The sequence below is a fragment of the Actinoplanes subglobosus genome, from assembly GCF_042650585.1.
Classification (GTDB): domain Bacteria; phylum Actinomycetota; class Actinomycetes; order Mycobacteriales; family Micromonosporaceae; genus Actinoplanes; species Actinoplanes subglobosus.
Genome location: NZ_JBHSBL010000006.1, coordinates 273,273 through 288,924, shown reverse-complemented (window position 1 = coordinate 288,924; position 15,652 = coordinate 273,273). Strand labels below are relative to the sequence as shown.

Here is a 15,652-nt window from a genome sequence, read left to right as displayed (position 1 = left end):
CCCCGTGCCCGTGATCCCTCCCTATGCGACGATGCTCGGCTTCACCCGCTACGTGTCGCGCACCGGTCCGGCCAAGGCCACGTTCGTCGGCGGCCTGCGCAAGCAGCGTGAGCGGCGCAGCGGTTTCAACCCGCACGGCCAGCTGGTGAAGGCTCTGAAGGCGGACATCGCGTTCCGCACCGGCGGCAGCTACCTCGGCGGCGTGGTCGACGTGGTGAAGGACCGATGGAAGCCGCTGTATGGGGCGTTGCAAGCCGGCGCCCGCACCTACCTGGCCTCGCTCGGCGACCCGGAGCAGGTCAATCTCGCGCAGACCCGCGACGCCATCGCCACGGTCGGCCCTCTGGCTGTGAAGATCAATCCGCACTTCGGCCTGCGCTACGACGACGGCCGGCGCGAGGCCGTCCGGATCCACTTCGACGAGGAGCCGCCGAGCCGCGAGGCCGCGATGGCGATGCTCCACCTGATGGCCCGCCACATGGACCAGATCCTGCCCAACGCCGAGCCGGTCCTGGTCGACCTGCGCCGCGGCGTCGCCCACCGCTTCGACACGTCGGCCCGCCCGGCTGACGTCGAGAGCTGGCTGGCCGGCGAGGCGGCGGCTTTCACAGCGATGTGGGCCGCCACCGCTTCCCCGGCCGCCTGACCACCCTTCCCGCCCGCCCGGCCGGGCACGCGCCACTCGGCGTGCCCGGCCACCACCCGTCCCCGAGGCCACAGCCCACCCGCGGCCGTCCATCACCCCGCACCACCCAGCCTTCGCGGCGCGGGTGGCGCGGCATGCCCGGACGGCGCGGCATGCCCGGACGGCGCGGCATGCCCGGACGGCACGGCTCGTGGGTGGGTGTGGTGCTCGTCGCCCTGTGGACAGGCTGGGGCGGGGAGCGGCTAGGCTGCGTCGCGTGAGTCCCTTTCCCGGCGTTCTTCCGCCGCCGCGCTCCTGAGCGGAGCGCTGCCACGCCGAGTCAGCCACGGCTGACCGGTTTCTCTGCTGTGCGCTCCGTCGCCGTTCTCTGACGACTCACTCTTCCTTTCGGAGCGCACGTGTTCACCTCGTACTTCTCTGGGGCCTTTTCGTCCTTCTTCTCGTCCGCGGCGGCCGGGGCCCGGCTCAGCCTGCTGCAGGTGTCCGCCGCCGGGATCCTCTGGGGTACCGCCGGTGTCGTCGTCCAGGTCGTCGCCGAGCAGACCGGGCTCGGGGCGCTGGCCATCGGGTTCTACCGGCTCGCCGTCGCCGCCGTGGTCATGTTGCTCATCGGGTTCCCGGCTCGGCGCCGGATCTGGGCCGCCTTCCGGTCCGCACCGGTCGCGATCATCGCCGCCGGTGTCGGGCTCGCCTCCTATCAGGGGCTCTACTTCGTGGCGGTGCGGCTCGGCGGTGTCAGCATCGCGACCGTGGTCAGCCTCGGTATCGCGCCCGTGCTGCTGAGTGCCTGGGAGACGCTGCGCACCCGGCGACGGCCCGGTGCCGCGACCCTGGCCGCCTCTGCCGCGGCCATCGGCGGCCTGATCCTGATCGGCGGCGCCACCGTCGAACCCGGGGCGTCCACCGCCGCCGGGCTCGGGCTGCTGGCCGCCATCGGTTCGGGCATCGTCTACGCCGTGTCCACCGCGATCAGCCGGCACACCACCCAGGGCGTGGAACCGCTCACGCTCACCACCTTGTCGTGCGCGATCGGGGCGGTCTCGATCCTTCCGCTCGCCGCCGCCGAGGGGCTGGCCTTCACCCCGCAGCCCGGACCGATCGCCCTGCTGGTCTATGCGGGCGCGATCACGACCGCCCTGGCATATGCGCTGTTCTACACCGGTCTCCGCCGGATCTCCGGCAGCGTCGCCGTGGTGGTCACCCTCCTCGAACCGCTCACCGCCGCCCTGCTCGCCGTGCTGCTCATCGACGAGCCGCTCGGCGTGGCCACGATCGCCGGCGGGTTGCTGCTGCTCGGGGCGGTGGCCACGCTCTACCTGGGTGCGGGCGGGAAGCCGGATCCGCTTCCCGCCGACCCGGCCGGCACGCCGGACCTCTCCGGCGAGGGCGAGCCGACAGCCGCACCGGCACGAGGCTGACCTGGGCCGATCTTGGCCATTCGACCACTGCGCGAGTTTCGCCGTCGTGCGGGCGGGCATGCCTGGATCAAGCCCGCGGTGTGGTGACTTCACGGTCGTCGGCGCGGTTTCCGGTCCGGCCGGCGTCCAGCGCTGTCTGCGCAGTGCCGATTCAGCGCTGGACGCCGGCCGCGAAGGCCCGGCCAGCTCCTGATGCTGCAACAGGCCTCCGCCTGGATCGGCAACATGGCGAAACTCGAGACCACCGGGAACCAGACGCACCGAGAACGGTGGCAGAGCGGTCAAGATCCGGCCAGGCGACAGGGTGGATGGGTTGCGTTGCGGGAACGGCTTAGGTGCAGGGCGGTTGCGGACGATGACTCCTGGTGTAGGTGGCAGGCGGGACCTGGGGGGCGTTCGGCCATGGGGAAGTTCGGGCAGGTGGCGGGAAGTGTGACGCTGGCGGCGGCGGTGGGCCTGGGTGGCTCGCTGGTTCCGGGGACGGGCGCCGCGGCGGCACCGGTGACGGGGCTGCCGAGTCTGGTGGCGTACGTGCGGGACGGTGACGTCTACGTCAGCAGTGGGGCGACCGAGCGGCGGCTGACCACCGGAGGCGGGTACGCCCGGCCACGCTGGTCCGCGGACGGGCGCCGGCTGGCCGTACTGAAGAAAGGTCAGGTCTGGGTCATGAACGCTGACGGCGCCGGGCAGCGCCGTCTCAGCACACGGCCGGCGGGTGGGGCGTCGTGGTCGCCGGACGGGAAGTGGATCGCGTTCGCCTCCCTGTCGTGCACGGGTGGACCGGGCGTGTACCGGATCCCGGCGACGGCGGCCGACGGGCAGCCGGAGGTGCTCTTCCCCCGGGACTGCCGGGGCGAGGACCTCCCGGCGGAGACGACGGCCGGCCCGGCGACCGGATCGCTGCGGGAGCGGCTCCGGTACGACGACGCGGTGGCCTGGTCACCGGACGGGTCCCGGGTGGCGTTCCGGGGCGGGGACTGCGAGTCGACGTATGACGCCTGCCTGACGATCGGGACGGTCGCGACCGGGGCGGAGCAGACCGTCGACGCCTACGGGGGTGGCGGCACCCAGAACCGGGGTTTCGCGGTGGTGCCGAGCTGGCGCCCGGACGGGGCGAAGCTCTCCTGGACCGCCTACCAGGGGGGTGAGACGGCTGCCGGGAACAAGCCGGTCCATCTGGTCGAGTACGACACGGCCACCGGCACGAAACGGACCGTCGGTGGCGCGCTGGACCGGGAACTCGCCTACGTCGACGCCGGTCGCGCGGTGGTGACCAGCCGGAACAACGGCGGCTCGTGGCTGACCCTGCTGGGGCTGGCGGGCGGTGGCCGTACCCTGCTGCGGTCCGGTTCCCAGCCGAGTGTCCAGCCTCTGCCGCGCTGAGATTTCCGCCGGGACGGGGGCGGGTTCTATCGTTGGCGCGCCATGAGTGAGACCGAAGCAGCAGCAGCCCGGCCCATCCGTACGTTCCATCCACGCCGTGGGCGGATGAGCAGCCGTCACGCGGACGCCCACGCGGCGCTGTGGCCCCGCCTCGGACTGACGGTGGTCGACGGGGACCGTACGCCGCTGGATCTGGTGACGTTGTTCGGCCGGGAGATACCGGTGGTCCTGGAGATCGGTTTCGGGATGGGTGACGCGACGGCGGCGATGGCCGCGGCCGACCCGGGCCGGGGCTATCTCGGGGTCGAGGTGCACACGCCCGGGATCGGCAACCTGCTGGCGCTCACCGGCGAGCGGCGGCTCGACAACGTCCGTGTCGCCCGCGGTGACGCGATGGAACTGGCCCACCGGATCGCGCCGGGCAGCCTCGACGCCGTGCACGTGTTCTTCCCCGATCCGTGGCCGAAGGCGCGCCATCACAAGCGCCGGCTGATCCAGCCGTCGAACGTGGCGCTGCTGCGCGAGCGGCTGCGTCCGGGTGGGGTGCTGCACTGCGCGACCGACTGGCCGGACTACGCCGAGGCGATGGCGGAGACGCTGGACGCGGATCCGGGCCTGCTGCGTCTTCCGGCTTCGCCGCACGGGCGCCCGGAGACGAAGTTCGAGCGGCGCGGCACCGCGGCGGGCCGCCCGATCACCGATCTGCGGTACGAACGCCGCTGACCCCGGCCGGCCGTCACCCGGGCCGTCGCTCCGCACCCTCACGCGCAGGGCAAAGGCTCGCGGGTTGGTGGCCGACTCTCAGGGTGTGAGGTGGATCGCAACCGCCTCGCTACGAAGGGGCCGAGGACGCGCGCCGCGACATTTGCCGGTTTTAGCCCTTTCGCGCATCTAGGCTTGAGGTGGAGGTCGGCCATGCGGCGAGAAGGCCCCGGCGATGCCGGGCGGTCCGGACGGGCGCACGCGGTGGAAGCCGCGTCTCCCGAGCCCACGGCCGAGCCTTACGGGGGGACGGCCGTCGACGAGCTCCCACGCTCGCCGGCGGCCGCCGGATTTCTCGGGCACCCGCCGCATCGCGGGGTTCTGACCAGCGGATCCGCCGACCAGCTGGCAGCGTTGACGGCCCGGGCGGCGGGCGCTCCGAGCGCCTGTGTCCAGTTCGTCGAGGGTGAGACGTTGCGGCTGTACGGCAGCTGGGGTCTCGCCGCCGACTGGGACGAGGTGAACCACACCGACCTGGAGCATTCGCTCGGCGGGATCGTGGCGCGCACCGGCGACGTGCTCGTGGTGCCGGACGCGGCGGCCGACGACCGGGTGCCGGCGGGAACGCTGCGGGACGGTGGCGGCGCCTACCTGGGCTATCCGGTGCACGATCGGAGGGGCATGGTGCTGGGCGTGTGCTGCGCCTACGACCACCGGCCCCGGGATTGGACGCCCGAGCAGGTGGCCGCGGTGGCGGAGGCCGCCGATGTGGCGACACTGCTGATCGGTGAGCAGTTGGCCCGGCACGAACTGGAGCAGCAGCACCGGTTTCTGGACGCGGTGCTGGACAGCCTGCACGACGGGGTGGCCGCGTGTGACGCCGACGGCCGGGTGGTGTTCGTCAACGAGCGGATGCGCCGGCTGTGGGGGGATTCGGCGGTCGAGGACGTGACGGGGCTGGCCGACAGTTCGGGGGTGCCGCTGGGGCGCGACGAGCTGGGCCTGTTCCGGGCGCTGCGCGGGGAGCGGGTCCGTGACCAGCCGGTGGCCGCGCACGGGCGGAGCCGCCGGACCAGGTTCTTCCTGATGGACGCGCAGCCGATCCGCGGGCTGGACGGCCGGGTGGTCGGGGCAGTACAGGCGGTGCAGGACGTGACCCGGCAGCGGCGGGCGGAACGGTTCCGCAGTTGTGAGCTGGCGGTGACCACGGCGCTGGCGGAGGCGCCGAGCATCGAGGCGGCCGGGCCACGGGTGCTGGAGGCGGTGGTCGCGACCCTGGACTGGGTGCACGCCGAACTGTGGATGGTCGACGACGGGACGATCCGGGCGGCGGCGCGCTGGAGCACCCCGGGCTGGCCGTCGAGTATTCCCGTACCGGAGCGGCTGGCGTACGGCCAGGGCCTGGCCGGCCGGGCATGGCAGGTGGACAAACCGTTGTGGATCCGCGACGTGGGCCGCCCGCAGAGCCTGATCTCCCCGGACACGTCGGCCGACCGCCTGCACACGGCGCTGGCGATCCCGGTGCACGACGGCACCGGCCCGATCGGGGTGCTGACCGTGTTCGCCGACGCGGTGGAGGATCCGGAGGACGAACTCGTCCCGCTGATGTCGGGGATCGCCGCGCATCTGGGGCAGTTCGTGGAGCGGCGCCGGGTGGAGGACCTGCAGCGGCAGCTGACCCGGAGCAAGAACGAGTATCTGGCGCTGATCGGGCACGAGCTGCGCACCCCGCTGACGTCGATCAGCGCCTACACGGAGCTGCTGCGTGAGGCGGACGAGCCGGGCCTGGTCCGGGACGGCCCGCGTCTGATCGCGGTGATCGAGCGCAACACCAACCAGCTCCGGGAGATCATCAACGAGCTGCTGGAGCTGTCGGCGCTGGACGCCGGGCATGCTGACGTACGCCGTACCCCCATGGATCTTGCCGCTGTCGTCCGTGAGGTGGTGGACCGGGCGCGGGTCGCCATCGACGGGGCGCCCGTGGTGATCGACGCCGACCTGCCGGGCGAGTTGATCGTGCCGGGCGACCGGGACCGGCTGCGGCACATCGTGGAGAACCTGCTGGGCAGCGCGGTCCGGTTCAGCCCGGACGGCGGTCATGTGGCGGTGTCGCTGCGCAGCACGGGGCGGGCGGCCGAACTGTCGGTGTCGGACGCCGCCGGCGACGTGCCGCGGGCCGAGCGGGAGCAACTGTTCACCGGCCACTTCCGGACCGCCCGCGGCCACGATCGGGTGCTGCCGGGCAGCGGGCTGGGCCTGACGCTGAGTCGCGCCGTGGTGGAGAAGCATCACGGGAGCATCGAGCTGACCGGCGGCGAGGCGGGAACGACGGTGCTGGTCAAACTGCCCCTGGAGGCGCGCTAGACGACTACTCGGTGGGGCGGCCGCGGCGGTCGATGTCGCGCTGGACCTCCGGGTCCCATTTCGAGGCGTCCCAGTCGTCGCTCTGCAGGATCGTGCGGGGCCGCCCGCCGAGGTCGGCCCGGCCGGTCTCCCGGCGGATCCGGCCGCGGGCGGCGACCACCCCGGCGACCAGGGCGAGCCACGCCCCGATCCGGAAGCCGGCCTGGGCCAGCAACGTCAGCGGCAGGATGTAGCTGAGGCTGATCAGCAGCAGGGTGACGAACAGCCCGCCGTACCCGGCCGCGCCCGGGCCGGTGGGTGACACCTTGTGCGCGCTGACGATCCAGACGATCGTCGACGCCAGCAGGCCGATCATGCTGACGAAGGTCACGAAGCCGAGGATCATGATCGTGAGCAGCAGCGGGGCGCTCGACAGGACCTCGGTCGGGTCGGCCGCGTTCTGCACGGCGGTGACGCCGCCCAGCACGAGGCCCGCAGAGAGCAGCAGGACCACCAGGAAGGCGATGCTGAAACGGATCACCCGGCGGGTGGCCAGGCCGAAGGTCTCCAGGTTGCCCTCGTGCGGTGGTTTGGTCTCGAAACTCATTGCCTCTCCCCGATCGACCGGACCATGATGGCCGACCGATCGGGGAGTCGCAAAGATTCAGCGTGCCGGGTGTACCACTCCGGCGGCCCCGCCACCTCGGCGAACGGGCTCGGACGAGGCGATCAGACGGCCGCCCCGGGTGAATTCGATGGCGGTGGCCGCGCCGAGTTCGGGGGCGTCGGCACCGAAGGTGTGCCCGAGCGGCGTGAGCGCCGGACCGTACCGGAGGCGGAACGCGGCCTCGGCCTGGATCCCGGCGCTGTTGCGCTGGGAGGCGCGCGGCGCGGCCATCGCCTCGGGCAGGGTCATGCCCAGGTCGAGGCGGTTGAGCAGCAGCTGGGTGACGGTGGTGATGATGGTGGCGCCGCCGGGCGAACCGAGCGCGAGGAACGGCTTGCCGTCCTTGAGGACGATGGTCGGTGACATCGAACTGCGCGGCCGCTTACCCGGCCCGGGCAGATTGGGATCGGGGGCGTCGCCCTGGGTGGGCGCGAAGTTGAAGTCGGTCAGCTCGTTGTTGAGGACGAACCCGCGGCCGGGCACGACCATCGTGTTCCCGCCGGTCGCCTCGATGGTGAAGGTGTACTCGACGACGTTGCCCCAGCGGTCGGCGACGGTCAGGTTCGTGGTGCTCTGCCCCTCCTCGACCGGCCGGCCGGTGGCAGTCGTGGCGCATCCGGAGCCGTTCAGGTCACCCGGTGCGACCGGCTTGACCAGGGCCTTCGTGCGGTCGATGAGGCAGGCCCGCTGCCCGGCCCAGGGATCTGAGATCAACTTCTGCAGGACCGAGGGCTCGGTGTACGCCCCCACGTACCGATTCCGGTCGGCGAAGGCGAGGGCCGTCGCCTCCAGGTAGTGGTGCAGCTTGTCGGTCGTGGTCGCCGAGGTGGGCAGCCCCGCCTCGATGATGTTGAGCGCCTCGCCGACCGCGACGCCGCCGCTGGACGGCGCGGACATGCCGTAGACGGTGAGCCCGCGGTAGTCCGACCGGGTCGGCGCCGGGAACCGGAGCCGGTAGCCGGCCAGGTCGGCCCGGGTGAGCACGCCGGGCCGGATCGGGTAGGCCCACGTGCTCCACGGGTCGGCGGCGACCGGCGGGTGCTGGATCGTGTCGACGATGTCGCCGGCGACGGCCCCGCGGTAGAAGACCCCGGTGCCCTTCCGTGCGATCAGCCGGTAGGTGTCGGCCAGGTCCGGGTTGCGCTGGACCGATCCGACGGCCGGTGGCGCCCCGCCCGGCAGGTAGAGCTCCCGGCTCGACGTGAACTGCCCGAACGCGGCGGCGTTGTCGGCGACCTGCTGGCGGAACGTGGCGTCGACGGTGAAGCCGCGGTCGGCGAGGCGTGCGGCCGGCTGGAGCGAGGACGCCAGCGAGCGGGTGCCCCAGCGGTCGAGGGCCTCCTCCCAGGTGGCGAGGGTGCCCGGGGTACCGGCGGAGAGGCCACTGACCCGGGCCTCGGTGAAGTCGTAGGCGAGGCCGTCGGCCGGATCGATGAAGTACCGGTCGGTGGCGCTCGCCGGTGCGGTCTCCCGGCCGTCGATGGTGGAGACCCGGCCGGTCCGCGCGTCGAAGTACACGAAGAAGCCGCCACCGCCGATGCCGGCCGAGAACGGTTCGGTCACGCCGAGCGCGGCCGCGGTGGCGACCGCGGCGTCCACCGCGTTGCCGCCACGGCGCAGCACGTCCAGCCCGATGGCGGTGGCGTCGGCGTCGACGGTGGCGACCGCTCCCCCGTACCCGGTGGCGGTCGGCTCCTTGACGGCGGCCGCCGCGAAGGCCGGTGGGGAGGCGGCCACGAACCCCAGGGTGGTCAGTGACAGTGCTGTCAGCGCGGGCAGGAACCGCATCGGTCCTCCAGGTTGGACATAGCCGGTCATCCATCTCTGCCTACCCGGCCGGGCCGGTGGAAGGCAACGGTCAGCCGACACCGAACGGCTTGGGCTCGACCGCCGGGCAGCTCGTCCCGTCGGCGGGCAGCACCAGATCGGTGAGGTACCGGTCGACGGCCGCGCTCACGCAGTCGCTGTGCTTGTAGGCGACGTGTCCCCAGCCCTGATAGGTGAGCAGCCTCGCGGACGGGCCGAGCTGCCGGGCCACCTGCTGCGCCCAGGGGTAGGCGGTGGCCGGGTCGTAACGGGAGTTCACGACGAGGACCGGGCCGGCCGCCGCGGGGATCGGCCGCTGCGGGTTGACCGGGGCGGCGGACCGGCCGAGGCACCCGGAGACGGCGGTCAGCGCCAGTGGCGACGCGCGCATCTGCGGTGCGCGGGCGGCCAGGGCGCGGAGCCGGTCCCGGTACCCGGTGAAGCCGCCGACCGGCAGTGACCAGTCCTGGCAGATGACCGCGGGGAAGCTGTGCGGGGTGAGGTCCTCCAGCACCGGGAGGGCGCGGCGGCCGCCGGCGGTGGGCTCCGGGTCGTACGCCTCCTCCAGGTAGTGGGCGAACGAGTACCACTGCGGGTCGTAGAACGCGCTGAACGCCGCCGAGATGAGTTCCCACGTGTCGATCCGGGACGGCGGGTCGTACGGGTCGGCCAGCTCACCGGCGGTGGCCCGCCGCATCAGCTCGGCCCACATCGCCGGGATGTCCCGCCCGCGCAGCACGCACCGGTCGTCCCGCGCGCACCAGGCCACGAACTGGTCGAACGCCCCCTGCACGGCGTCGGCGGTCTGGGTGAGGAACGCGTCGACGCCGGCACTGTGGTCCATCACGCTGTCCAGGACCAGGGCGCGGACCCGTTCGGGGTAGCGCTCGGCGTAGAGCTGGCCGAGCAGGGTGCCGTAGGAGGCGCCGAAGAAGCTGATCCGGTCGGTGCCGAGGGCCATCCGGACGGCTTCCATGTCCCGGACCACGCTGATCGTGTCGGCATGCTCGTAGACCGGCCCGCTGCGCCCGGCACAGTCCGCGGCGAGCCGCCGGTTGTACTCCTCGGCCCGCTGGAACTCGGCCTCGGTGGCGTACAGCGGCGGCGGTTTCGCGTCGACCAGGTCCTGGTCGCACAGGATCGGGGCACTGCGGCCGACACCGCGCGGGTCGATGCCGACGATGTCGAAACGGCGGCGGATCTCGGCGCCGAAGTAGTCGTGGTCGAGCGCGAGGTTGACGGCCGAGACACCGGGGCCGCCCGGATTGACCATGAGCACGCCGAGCTTGCGGGCCGGGTCGCCGGCCGGGCTGCGGGCCAGCTGGACGTCGATCTGCGGGCCGGACGGCACGGTCCAGTCGACCGGCACGCGGATCAGGCCGCATTGGACTTCGTCGTCCTCGGGACAGGTCGACCAGCGGATCGGCCCGACGGCGGGATCGAACCGCAGAACCCGGGGCGGCGCGCCGATGGACCGGTCGGCCAGGGCCGGTTGTGGCGCGTACCCCAGAAGGGTGGTGAGGGTGAGGATCGCGGCCGTGACCGGCTGTCCCAAAGCTCGCACCGGTCCCATCTTGGTCCGGATCCACCGGGGGATTCCGGCAAACAACATCATTTACCGCAGACGAGGCATGCCGTTGCGCGGCGGCCGTGGCACGGTGGAGAGATGACCATCACGCGACTCGCCGCCGCGGCAGCCGGTCTGGCCGTCCTGACCGCCTGCTCCTCCGACGGTTCCGCGGCCCCGCCGACCGTCGCCCCGATCCCGTCGGTGACCGGGGCGGTGACCCCCGCGCCGTCGGTCCCGGCCGGGACGCCCGATCTGGCAGCACCGGAGACCGTCGCCACCGGCATCGACGTGCCCTGGGGCCTGGCCTTCCGGCCCGACGGGAGCGCACTGGTGGCCGAGCGCAACACCGGCCGGATCCTGGAGATCGTGGCGGGTGGCGAGCCGCGCGAGGTCTACCGGGTGCGTGGCGTGGAGTCCGGCGGCGAGGGCGGCCTGCTCGGCCTGGCCGTGCGCGACGACTGGGTGTATGCCTACTTCACCGCGGCCCAGGACAACCGGATCGTCCGGTTCAAGCTGTCCGGCGGCGACCCGGAAGTGATCTTCGACGGGATCACCCGGGGCGGGCGGCACAACGGCGGGCGGATCGCGTTCGGCCCGGACGGGATGCTCTACGTGGGCACCGGCGACGCCAGTGAGGAGTCCCGCTCGCAGGACCGGGACGACCCGTCCGGCAAGATCCTGCGGCTCACCCCGGAGGGCCGGCCGGCGCCCGGCAACCCGTGGGCGGGCTCGCCGGTGTGGAGTCTCGGCCACCGCAACGTGCAGGGCATCGCCTGGGACGCGCAGGGCCGGATGTACGGCATCGAGTTCGGGCAGGACCGCTGGGACGAGGTCAACGTCATCGAGGCGGGGAAGAACTACGGCTGGCCCGAGGTCGAGGGCCGCACCGACGACGACCGGTATGTGAACCCGATCGTGCAGTGGGGCACCGACGACGCGTCCCCGAGCGGCGCCGCCGTGGCCGGCGACACCCTCTACGTCGCCGCGCTCAAGGGCGAACGACTGTGGACGGTGCCGCTCGGCGGTGGCTCGACGAAGGCGGAGTTCACCGGGAGGTACGGACGGTTGCGTACGGTCGCCGTGGCGCCGGACGGTTCGCTGTGGCTGACCACGTCGAACACCGACGGCCGCGGCGACGCACGCGACGGCGACGACCGCATCCTGAGGTTCCCGGCGAAGTGAACGTTCAGCCGGCGGGTGGTAGTTGAGGCAACGCCGATATGGCCGTCGCGTACTGACTCACCTGCCGGTTGTTGGGGGTCACCCCGTAGACGCGCAGCTGGTCCTGGATGGCCTGCTTGACGACGTCTTCGGACTGACCGCGATGCGTCTGCATCACCTTGTTGACGACATAGTCGACGCGGAGCTGCACCTGCCAGCCGATGGGCCGACGGCTGGCCTCGGTAGCGAGGCCGCTGATTGAGGCGAGTGGTTCCATGCCCCGGTAATCGGTCGGACCGGGGCCCGGGTTGACGATTCACGGGCCCCCTCTAACCCGATCGCAACCCGGGCACACCGAACCGGTAATCAGGCCTCGCGGTCCGCCTCCTCCGCCGGCGGGCCGTCCGGCTCCGGCGGCGGGTTCAGACGCAGCCAGAGCAGCATCAGCAGGCCGAGGGCCAGCATGCCGAGACCCATCCAGAGATTGATGCGTACGCCCTGCGCCTTCTCCAGCTCCGAGGGGCCGTCGAGGACGCCGATCACGGTGACGATCACGCCGTACACCACGAACAGGCCGCCGATCACCCGTCGCACGTCGAACAGCCGGGCCAGTTTGCGTTCCGCCATGGTCGTTCCTCCTCTACCAGACGGGGATGTACAGGACGATGGCCAGGACCACGGCGACCACACCGAGCAGCACCGGGTTGCGCCACCAGACCCGGTCGGCGGCCAACGTGTCACCGGCCGAACCACCCAGGCCGTACACCAGCCCCCGCAACTCGTCGTCGGGCTTGCCGGGCGTGAACGGGGTGATGATCAGGGCCACCCCGACGGCGACCACGAAGGCCAGGCCGGCACCCCAGAAGCTCTGCTCCAGGTCGGAGTTGAACTTCACGATCTCGGTCAGGTGCAGGATGTAGAGCACGAACGCGGACAGGAAGCCCAGGAACAACGACCAGAAACCGGCCCACGCCGACATCCGCTTCCAGAACATGCCGACGATGAAGGTGGCGAACAGCGGCGCGTTGAACAGCGAGAACAGGGCCTGGATGTAGTTCATGATGTTGTCGAACCCGGCCGCGATGAACGCCGTGCCGATACCGACCACGATGCCGGCGACCGTCGCGATCCGCCCCACCCGCACGTAGTAGGCGTCGTCCCGGTCCTTGCGGACGTACGCCTGCCAGATGTCGTAGGTGAAGACCGTGTTGAAGCCGCTGACGTTCGCCGCCATACCGGCCATGAACGACGCCACCAGACCGGTCACCGCGACCCCGAGCACCCCGTTGGGCAGCAGGTCCCGCATCAGCAGCGGGATCGCGTTGTTGTAGGTGAGATCGCCCTCCTCGGCGCCCAGCCCCTGCACCGTGACCAGGGCGATCAGGCCGGGGATCACGGTCACCGCCGGGATCAGCAGCTTCGGGAAGGCACCGATGATCGGCGTACGCCGGGCCGCGCTCATGTCCTTGGCGCTCAGGGCCCGCTGCACCTCGGCGAAGTTGGTGGTCCAGTAGCCGAAGGACAGCACGAAACCGAGGCCGAAGACGATGCCGATCCAGCTGGCGCCGAGCGGATTGTCCGTACCGCCGGTGTCCGCCCAGGTGTGCAGGCCGGCCTCACCGAGCGGGCTCTGCCGGACCTTCTCGAACAGCCCGTCGATGCCGCCGACCTTGACCAGGCCGATGATGGTGATCGGCAGCAGGCCCGCGATGATCACGAAGAACTGCAGGACCTCGTTGTAGATGGCCGAGGAGAGACCGCCCAGCACGATGTAGGACAGCACGATTGCCGCGCCGACCACGATCGACGTCCAGAGCGGCCAGCCCAGCAGCGCCTGGAGGATGAGCGCGAGGGCGTACAGGTTGACGCCGGCGATCAGCACCTGAGCCACCGCGAAACTCACCGCGTTGAACAGGTGGGTCGGCCGGTTGAACCGCCGCCGCAGGAACTCGGGGACGCTGCGCACCTGCGAGCCGTAGTAGAACGGCATCATCACGATGCCGAGGAAGACCATGGCCGGCACCGCGCCGATCCAGTAGTAGTGCAGAGTCATCAGGCCGTACTGCGCGCCGTTCGCGGCCATGCCGACGATCTCCAGCGCGCCCAGGTTGGCCGAGATGAAGGCCAGACCCGTCACCCAGGCCGGCATCGACCGCCCGGAGAGGAAGAAGTCGGCGCTGCTCTTGATCGCCCGCCGGGCCGCGAACCCGACGCCGAGAACGGTGACGAAATAGATCGCCAGAATCAGATAGTCGACGAACCCCACGTCGAGCCGGAGTCCCGTCACGGGCCACCTCCATGAGTGTGACCCGCGACGTACCCCTATCGATGAAGGTTCGAAACCGCCTCCGGAGTCACCTCGGTGACCGCCTTCACCACCAGCGCGGCCCCGGCCAGCGCATCGTCGGCCGGCGGGTAGACGCCGTGCGGCACCGCGATCACGGTCAGGCCGGCCGCGGCAGCCGAGCGCAGCCCGTTGCTGGAGTCCTCGACGGCGGCGCAGACCCCCGGCGTCAGACCCAGTCTCGCGACCGCGGTCAGGTAGACGTCGGGCGCCGGCTTACCGCGCGGCACCTCCTCGGTGGAGAGCGTCACCTCGAACTCGCCGGTCAGCCCGGACGTCGCCAGCACCTGGTCGATCAGGACCCGGGCCGACGAACTGGCCAGCGCCAGCCGGTACCGCGCGCCGAGCGCCCGGACCGTCTCGACGGACCCGGCAATCAACGGGAGATCCTTGCGATAACGCTCGGCCATCCGGCCCAGGACGTCCGACGCGACCTCCGCAGCGGTACGGGGAACGCCCACCTCGTCGGCCAGGTGCGCCGACCACTCCCCCGTACTCATACCCATCATCCGATCCTGCGAGTCGGGCAGGAACTCCCGCCCGTGCTCGGCCACATAGCCGCGCCGGACCTCCTCCCACACCTCCTCGGTGTCGATGATGACCCCGTCCAGGTCGAACACGACCGCCTCGATCGTCACAGCCCCGCCACCGCCTCCACCGTCCGCTGGAAATCCGCCGTCTTCTGCCACGAGTCACGGACCGGACCGTGCATGACGGTCACCCCCAGACCGGCGAGCCGGCGGGCCGCACGCTCGGTCTCGGCCAGGTCGTCGGTGAACCGGTAGAGCACCGTCTTCTCGACCTCGTCGTAGTCCCGGCCGACCGCGTCACAGTGCCGTTTCAGCACGTCCAGCTTGTGCGGCAGGGCATCGTCGTTCATCAGGTTGCACGCGTCGGCGTACTTCGCGACGAGCAGCAACGTCTTCTTCTCCCCGCCACCACCGATCAGGATCGGCGGGCGCCGCAGCGGCAACGGCGAGTTGAGCAGACGGTCCAGCCGGTAGTGCGCACCGGCGAACGCCGTCTCGTCGCCGTCGAACATCTGCCGGCAGATCCGCAACGCCTCCTCCAGCCGCTCGAAACGCTCGGCGGTCGGCGGGAACGGCAGGCCCAGCCCGCGGGACTCCTCCTCGTTCCACGCGGCGCCGACGCCCAGCATCGCGCGGCCCCCGGAGAGCACGTCGAGGCTGGTCACCGCCTTGGCGAGCAGGCCAGGCTCGCGGTAGACGACACCGGTCACCAGGGTCAGCAACTGCGCCCGGCTGGTGTGCGCGGCCAGGAAACCGAGAGCCGTATACGCCTCCAGCATCTCCATCTCGGGCGGCCCGTTCACATGGATCTGCCAGACATGGTCCATCACGCTGATCCGGTCGAAACCCGCGTCGTCGGCGGCGGAGGCGATGTCGGCGAGGACCGGACCGAGACGCCGCGCGCCGTCGGGCCAACTGAAGGAGGAGATGTGCAGGCCGATTCTCACATCGATCACCCTACCCAATTCTTGTACGGTCGGTGACGGCGCGACGACGCACACGGGCCGTCACTCCCCGGTTCGGTCCGCGTAGATGATCACCATCAGCCGAAGGGCCAGGGTGCAGGCAGGTTGCGGCCCGGT

Annotated in this window: 15 protein-coding genes; 7 read left to right on the top strand and 8 right to left on the bottom strand. The window is 71.5% G+C overall.

All coding sequences use genetic code 11. The features are described from left to right. Nucleotides 1–31: 31 nt before the first annotated feature. From ACFO0C_RS07445 to ACFO0C_RS07420, 6 genes are all read left to right on the top strand, one after another. Nucleotides 32–646: a hypothetical protein gene (locus ACFO0C_RS07445; protein WP_378066076.1), complete on the top strand. Its 615-nt coding sequence runs from the start codon at nt 32–34 to the stop codon at nt 644–646. Nucleotides 647–780: 134 nt separating this feature from the next. Beyond that, entirely contained in the window at nt 781–906 is a 126-nt protein-coding gene (locus ACFO0C_RS07440; protein WP_378065800.1) for a hypothetical protein, read from the top strand. Between the two features lie 138 nt (nt 907–1,044). Then, nucleotides 1,045–2,064, top strand: a complete 1,020-nt coding sequence (locus tag ACFO0C_RS07435) for a DMT family transporter (RefSeq protein ID WP_378065799.1) — start codon at nt 1,045–1,047, stop codon at nt 2,062–2,064. A 402-nt stretch (nt 2,065–2,466) separates the two neighbouring features. After that, complete coding sequence (locus tag ACFO0C_RS07430; RefSeq protein ID WP_378065798.1) at nt 2,467–3,447, top strand: TolB family protein; 981 nt, start codon at nt 2,467–2,469, stop codon at nt 3,445–3,447. Between the two features lie 42 nt (nt 3,448–3,489). Then, entirely contained in the window at nt 3,490–4,170 is a 681-nt protein-coding gene (gene trmB, locus ACFO0C_RS07425; protein WP_378065797.1) for a tRNA (guanosine(46)-N7)-methyltransferase TrmB, read from the top strand. 192 nt (nt 4,171–4,362) lie between these two features. Beyond that, complete coding sequence (locus tag ACFO0C_RS07420) at nt 4,363–6,513, top strand: ATP-binding protein (protein WP_378065796.1); 2,151 nt, start codon at nt 4,363–4,365, stop codon at nt 6,511–6,513. Between the two features lie 4 nt (nt 6,514–6,517). On the opposite strand, the gene ACFO0C_RS07415 is transcribed toward ACFO0C_RS07420, so the two are convergent. The 3 genes from ACFO0C_RS07415 to ACFO0C_RS07405 all read right to left on the bottom strand — a co-directional run bounded on the left by ACFO0C_RS07415 (nt 6,518) and on the right by ACFO0C_RS07405 (nt 10,538). After that, entirely contained in the window at nt 6,518–7,099 is a 582-nt protein-coding gene (locus ACFO0C_RS07415; RefSeq protein ID WP_378065795.1) for a hypothetical protein, read from the bottom strand. A 57-nt stretch (nt 7,100–7,156) separates the two neighbouring features. After that, entirely contained in the window at nt 7,157–8,947 is a 1,791-nt protein-coding gene (gene ggt / locus ACFO0C_RS07410; RefSeq protein WP_378065794.1) for a gamma-glutamyltransferase, read from the bottom strand. A gap of 70 nt (nt 8,948–9,017) precedes the next feature. Continuing rightward, on the bottom strand, nt 9,018–10,538 hold the full coding sequence (locus ACFO0C_RS07405) for an alpha/beta hydrolase (protein ID WP_378065793.1): 1,521 nt from the start codon (nt 10,536–10,538) through the stop codon (nt 9,018–9,020). A gap of 93 nt (nt 10,539–10,631) precedes the next feature. On the opposite strand from ACFO0C_RS07405, the gene ACFO0C_RS07400 reads away from it, so the two are divergent. After that, nucleotides 10,632–11,717 carry a PQQ-dependent sugar dehydrogenase gene (locus ACFO0C_RS07400; RefSeq protein ID WP_378065792.1) on the top strand — a complete coding sequence of 362 codons (1,086 nt, stop codon included), beginning with the start codon at nt 10,632–10,634 and terminating at the stop codon, nt 11,715–11,717. A gap of 4 nt (nt 11,718–11,721) precedes the next feature. On the opposite strand, the gene ACFO0C_RS07395 is transcribed toward ACFO0C_RS07400, so the two are convergent. The 5 genes from ACFO0C_RS07395 to ACFO0C_RS07375 all read right to left on the bottom strand — a co-directional run bounded on the left by ACFO0C_RS07395 (nt 11,722) and on the right by ACFO0C_RS07375 (nt 15,526). Continuing rightward, nucleotides 11,722–11,973: a hypothetical protein gene (locus ACFO0C_RS07395; protein ID WP_378065791.1), complete on the bottom strand. Its 252-nt coding sequence runs from the start codon at nt 11,971–11,973 to the stop codon at nt 11,722–11,724. Nucleotides 11,974–12,062: 89 nt separating this feature from the next. Then, a complete protein-coding gene (locus tag ACFO0C_RS07390) occupies nt 12,063–12,323 on the bottom strand; it encodes a hypothetical protein (RefSeq protein WP_378065790.1) in 261 nt (86 codons plus the stop codon). 13 nt (nt 12,324–12,336) lie between these two features. After that, nucleotides 12,337–13,983, bottom strand: a complete 1,647-nt coding sequence (locus ACFO0C_RS07385) for a sodium:solute symporter family protein (RefSeq protein ID WP_378065789.1) — start codon at nt 13,981–13,983, stop codon at nt 12,337–12,339. Between the two features lie 35 nt (nt 13,984–14,018). Beyond that, nucleotides 14,019–14,678, bottom strand: a complete 660-nt coding sequence (locus ACFO0C_RS07380; protein ID WP_378065788.1) for an HAD family hydrolase — start codon at nt 14,676–14,678, stop codon at nt 14,019–14,021. Further along, a complete protein-coding gene (locus ACFO0C_RS07375) occupies nt 14,675–15,526 on the bottom strand; it encodes an LLM class F420-dependent oxidoreductase (RefSeq protein WP_378065787.1) in 852 nt (283 codons plus the stop codon). The genes ACFO0C_RS07380 and ACFO0C_RS07375 overlap by 4 nt, the downstream gene beginning before the upstream one ends. Nucleotides 15,527–15,652 lie beyond the last annotated feature (126 nt).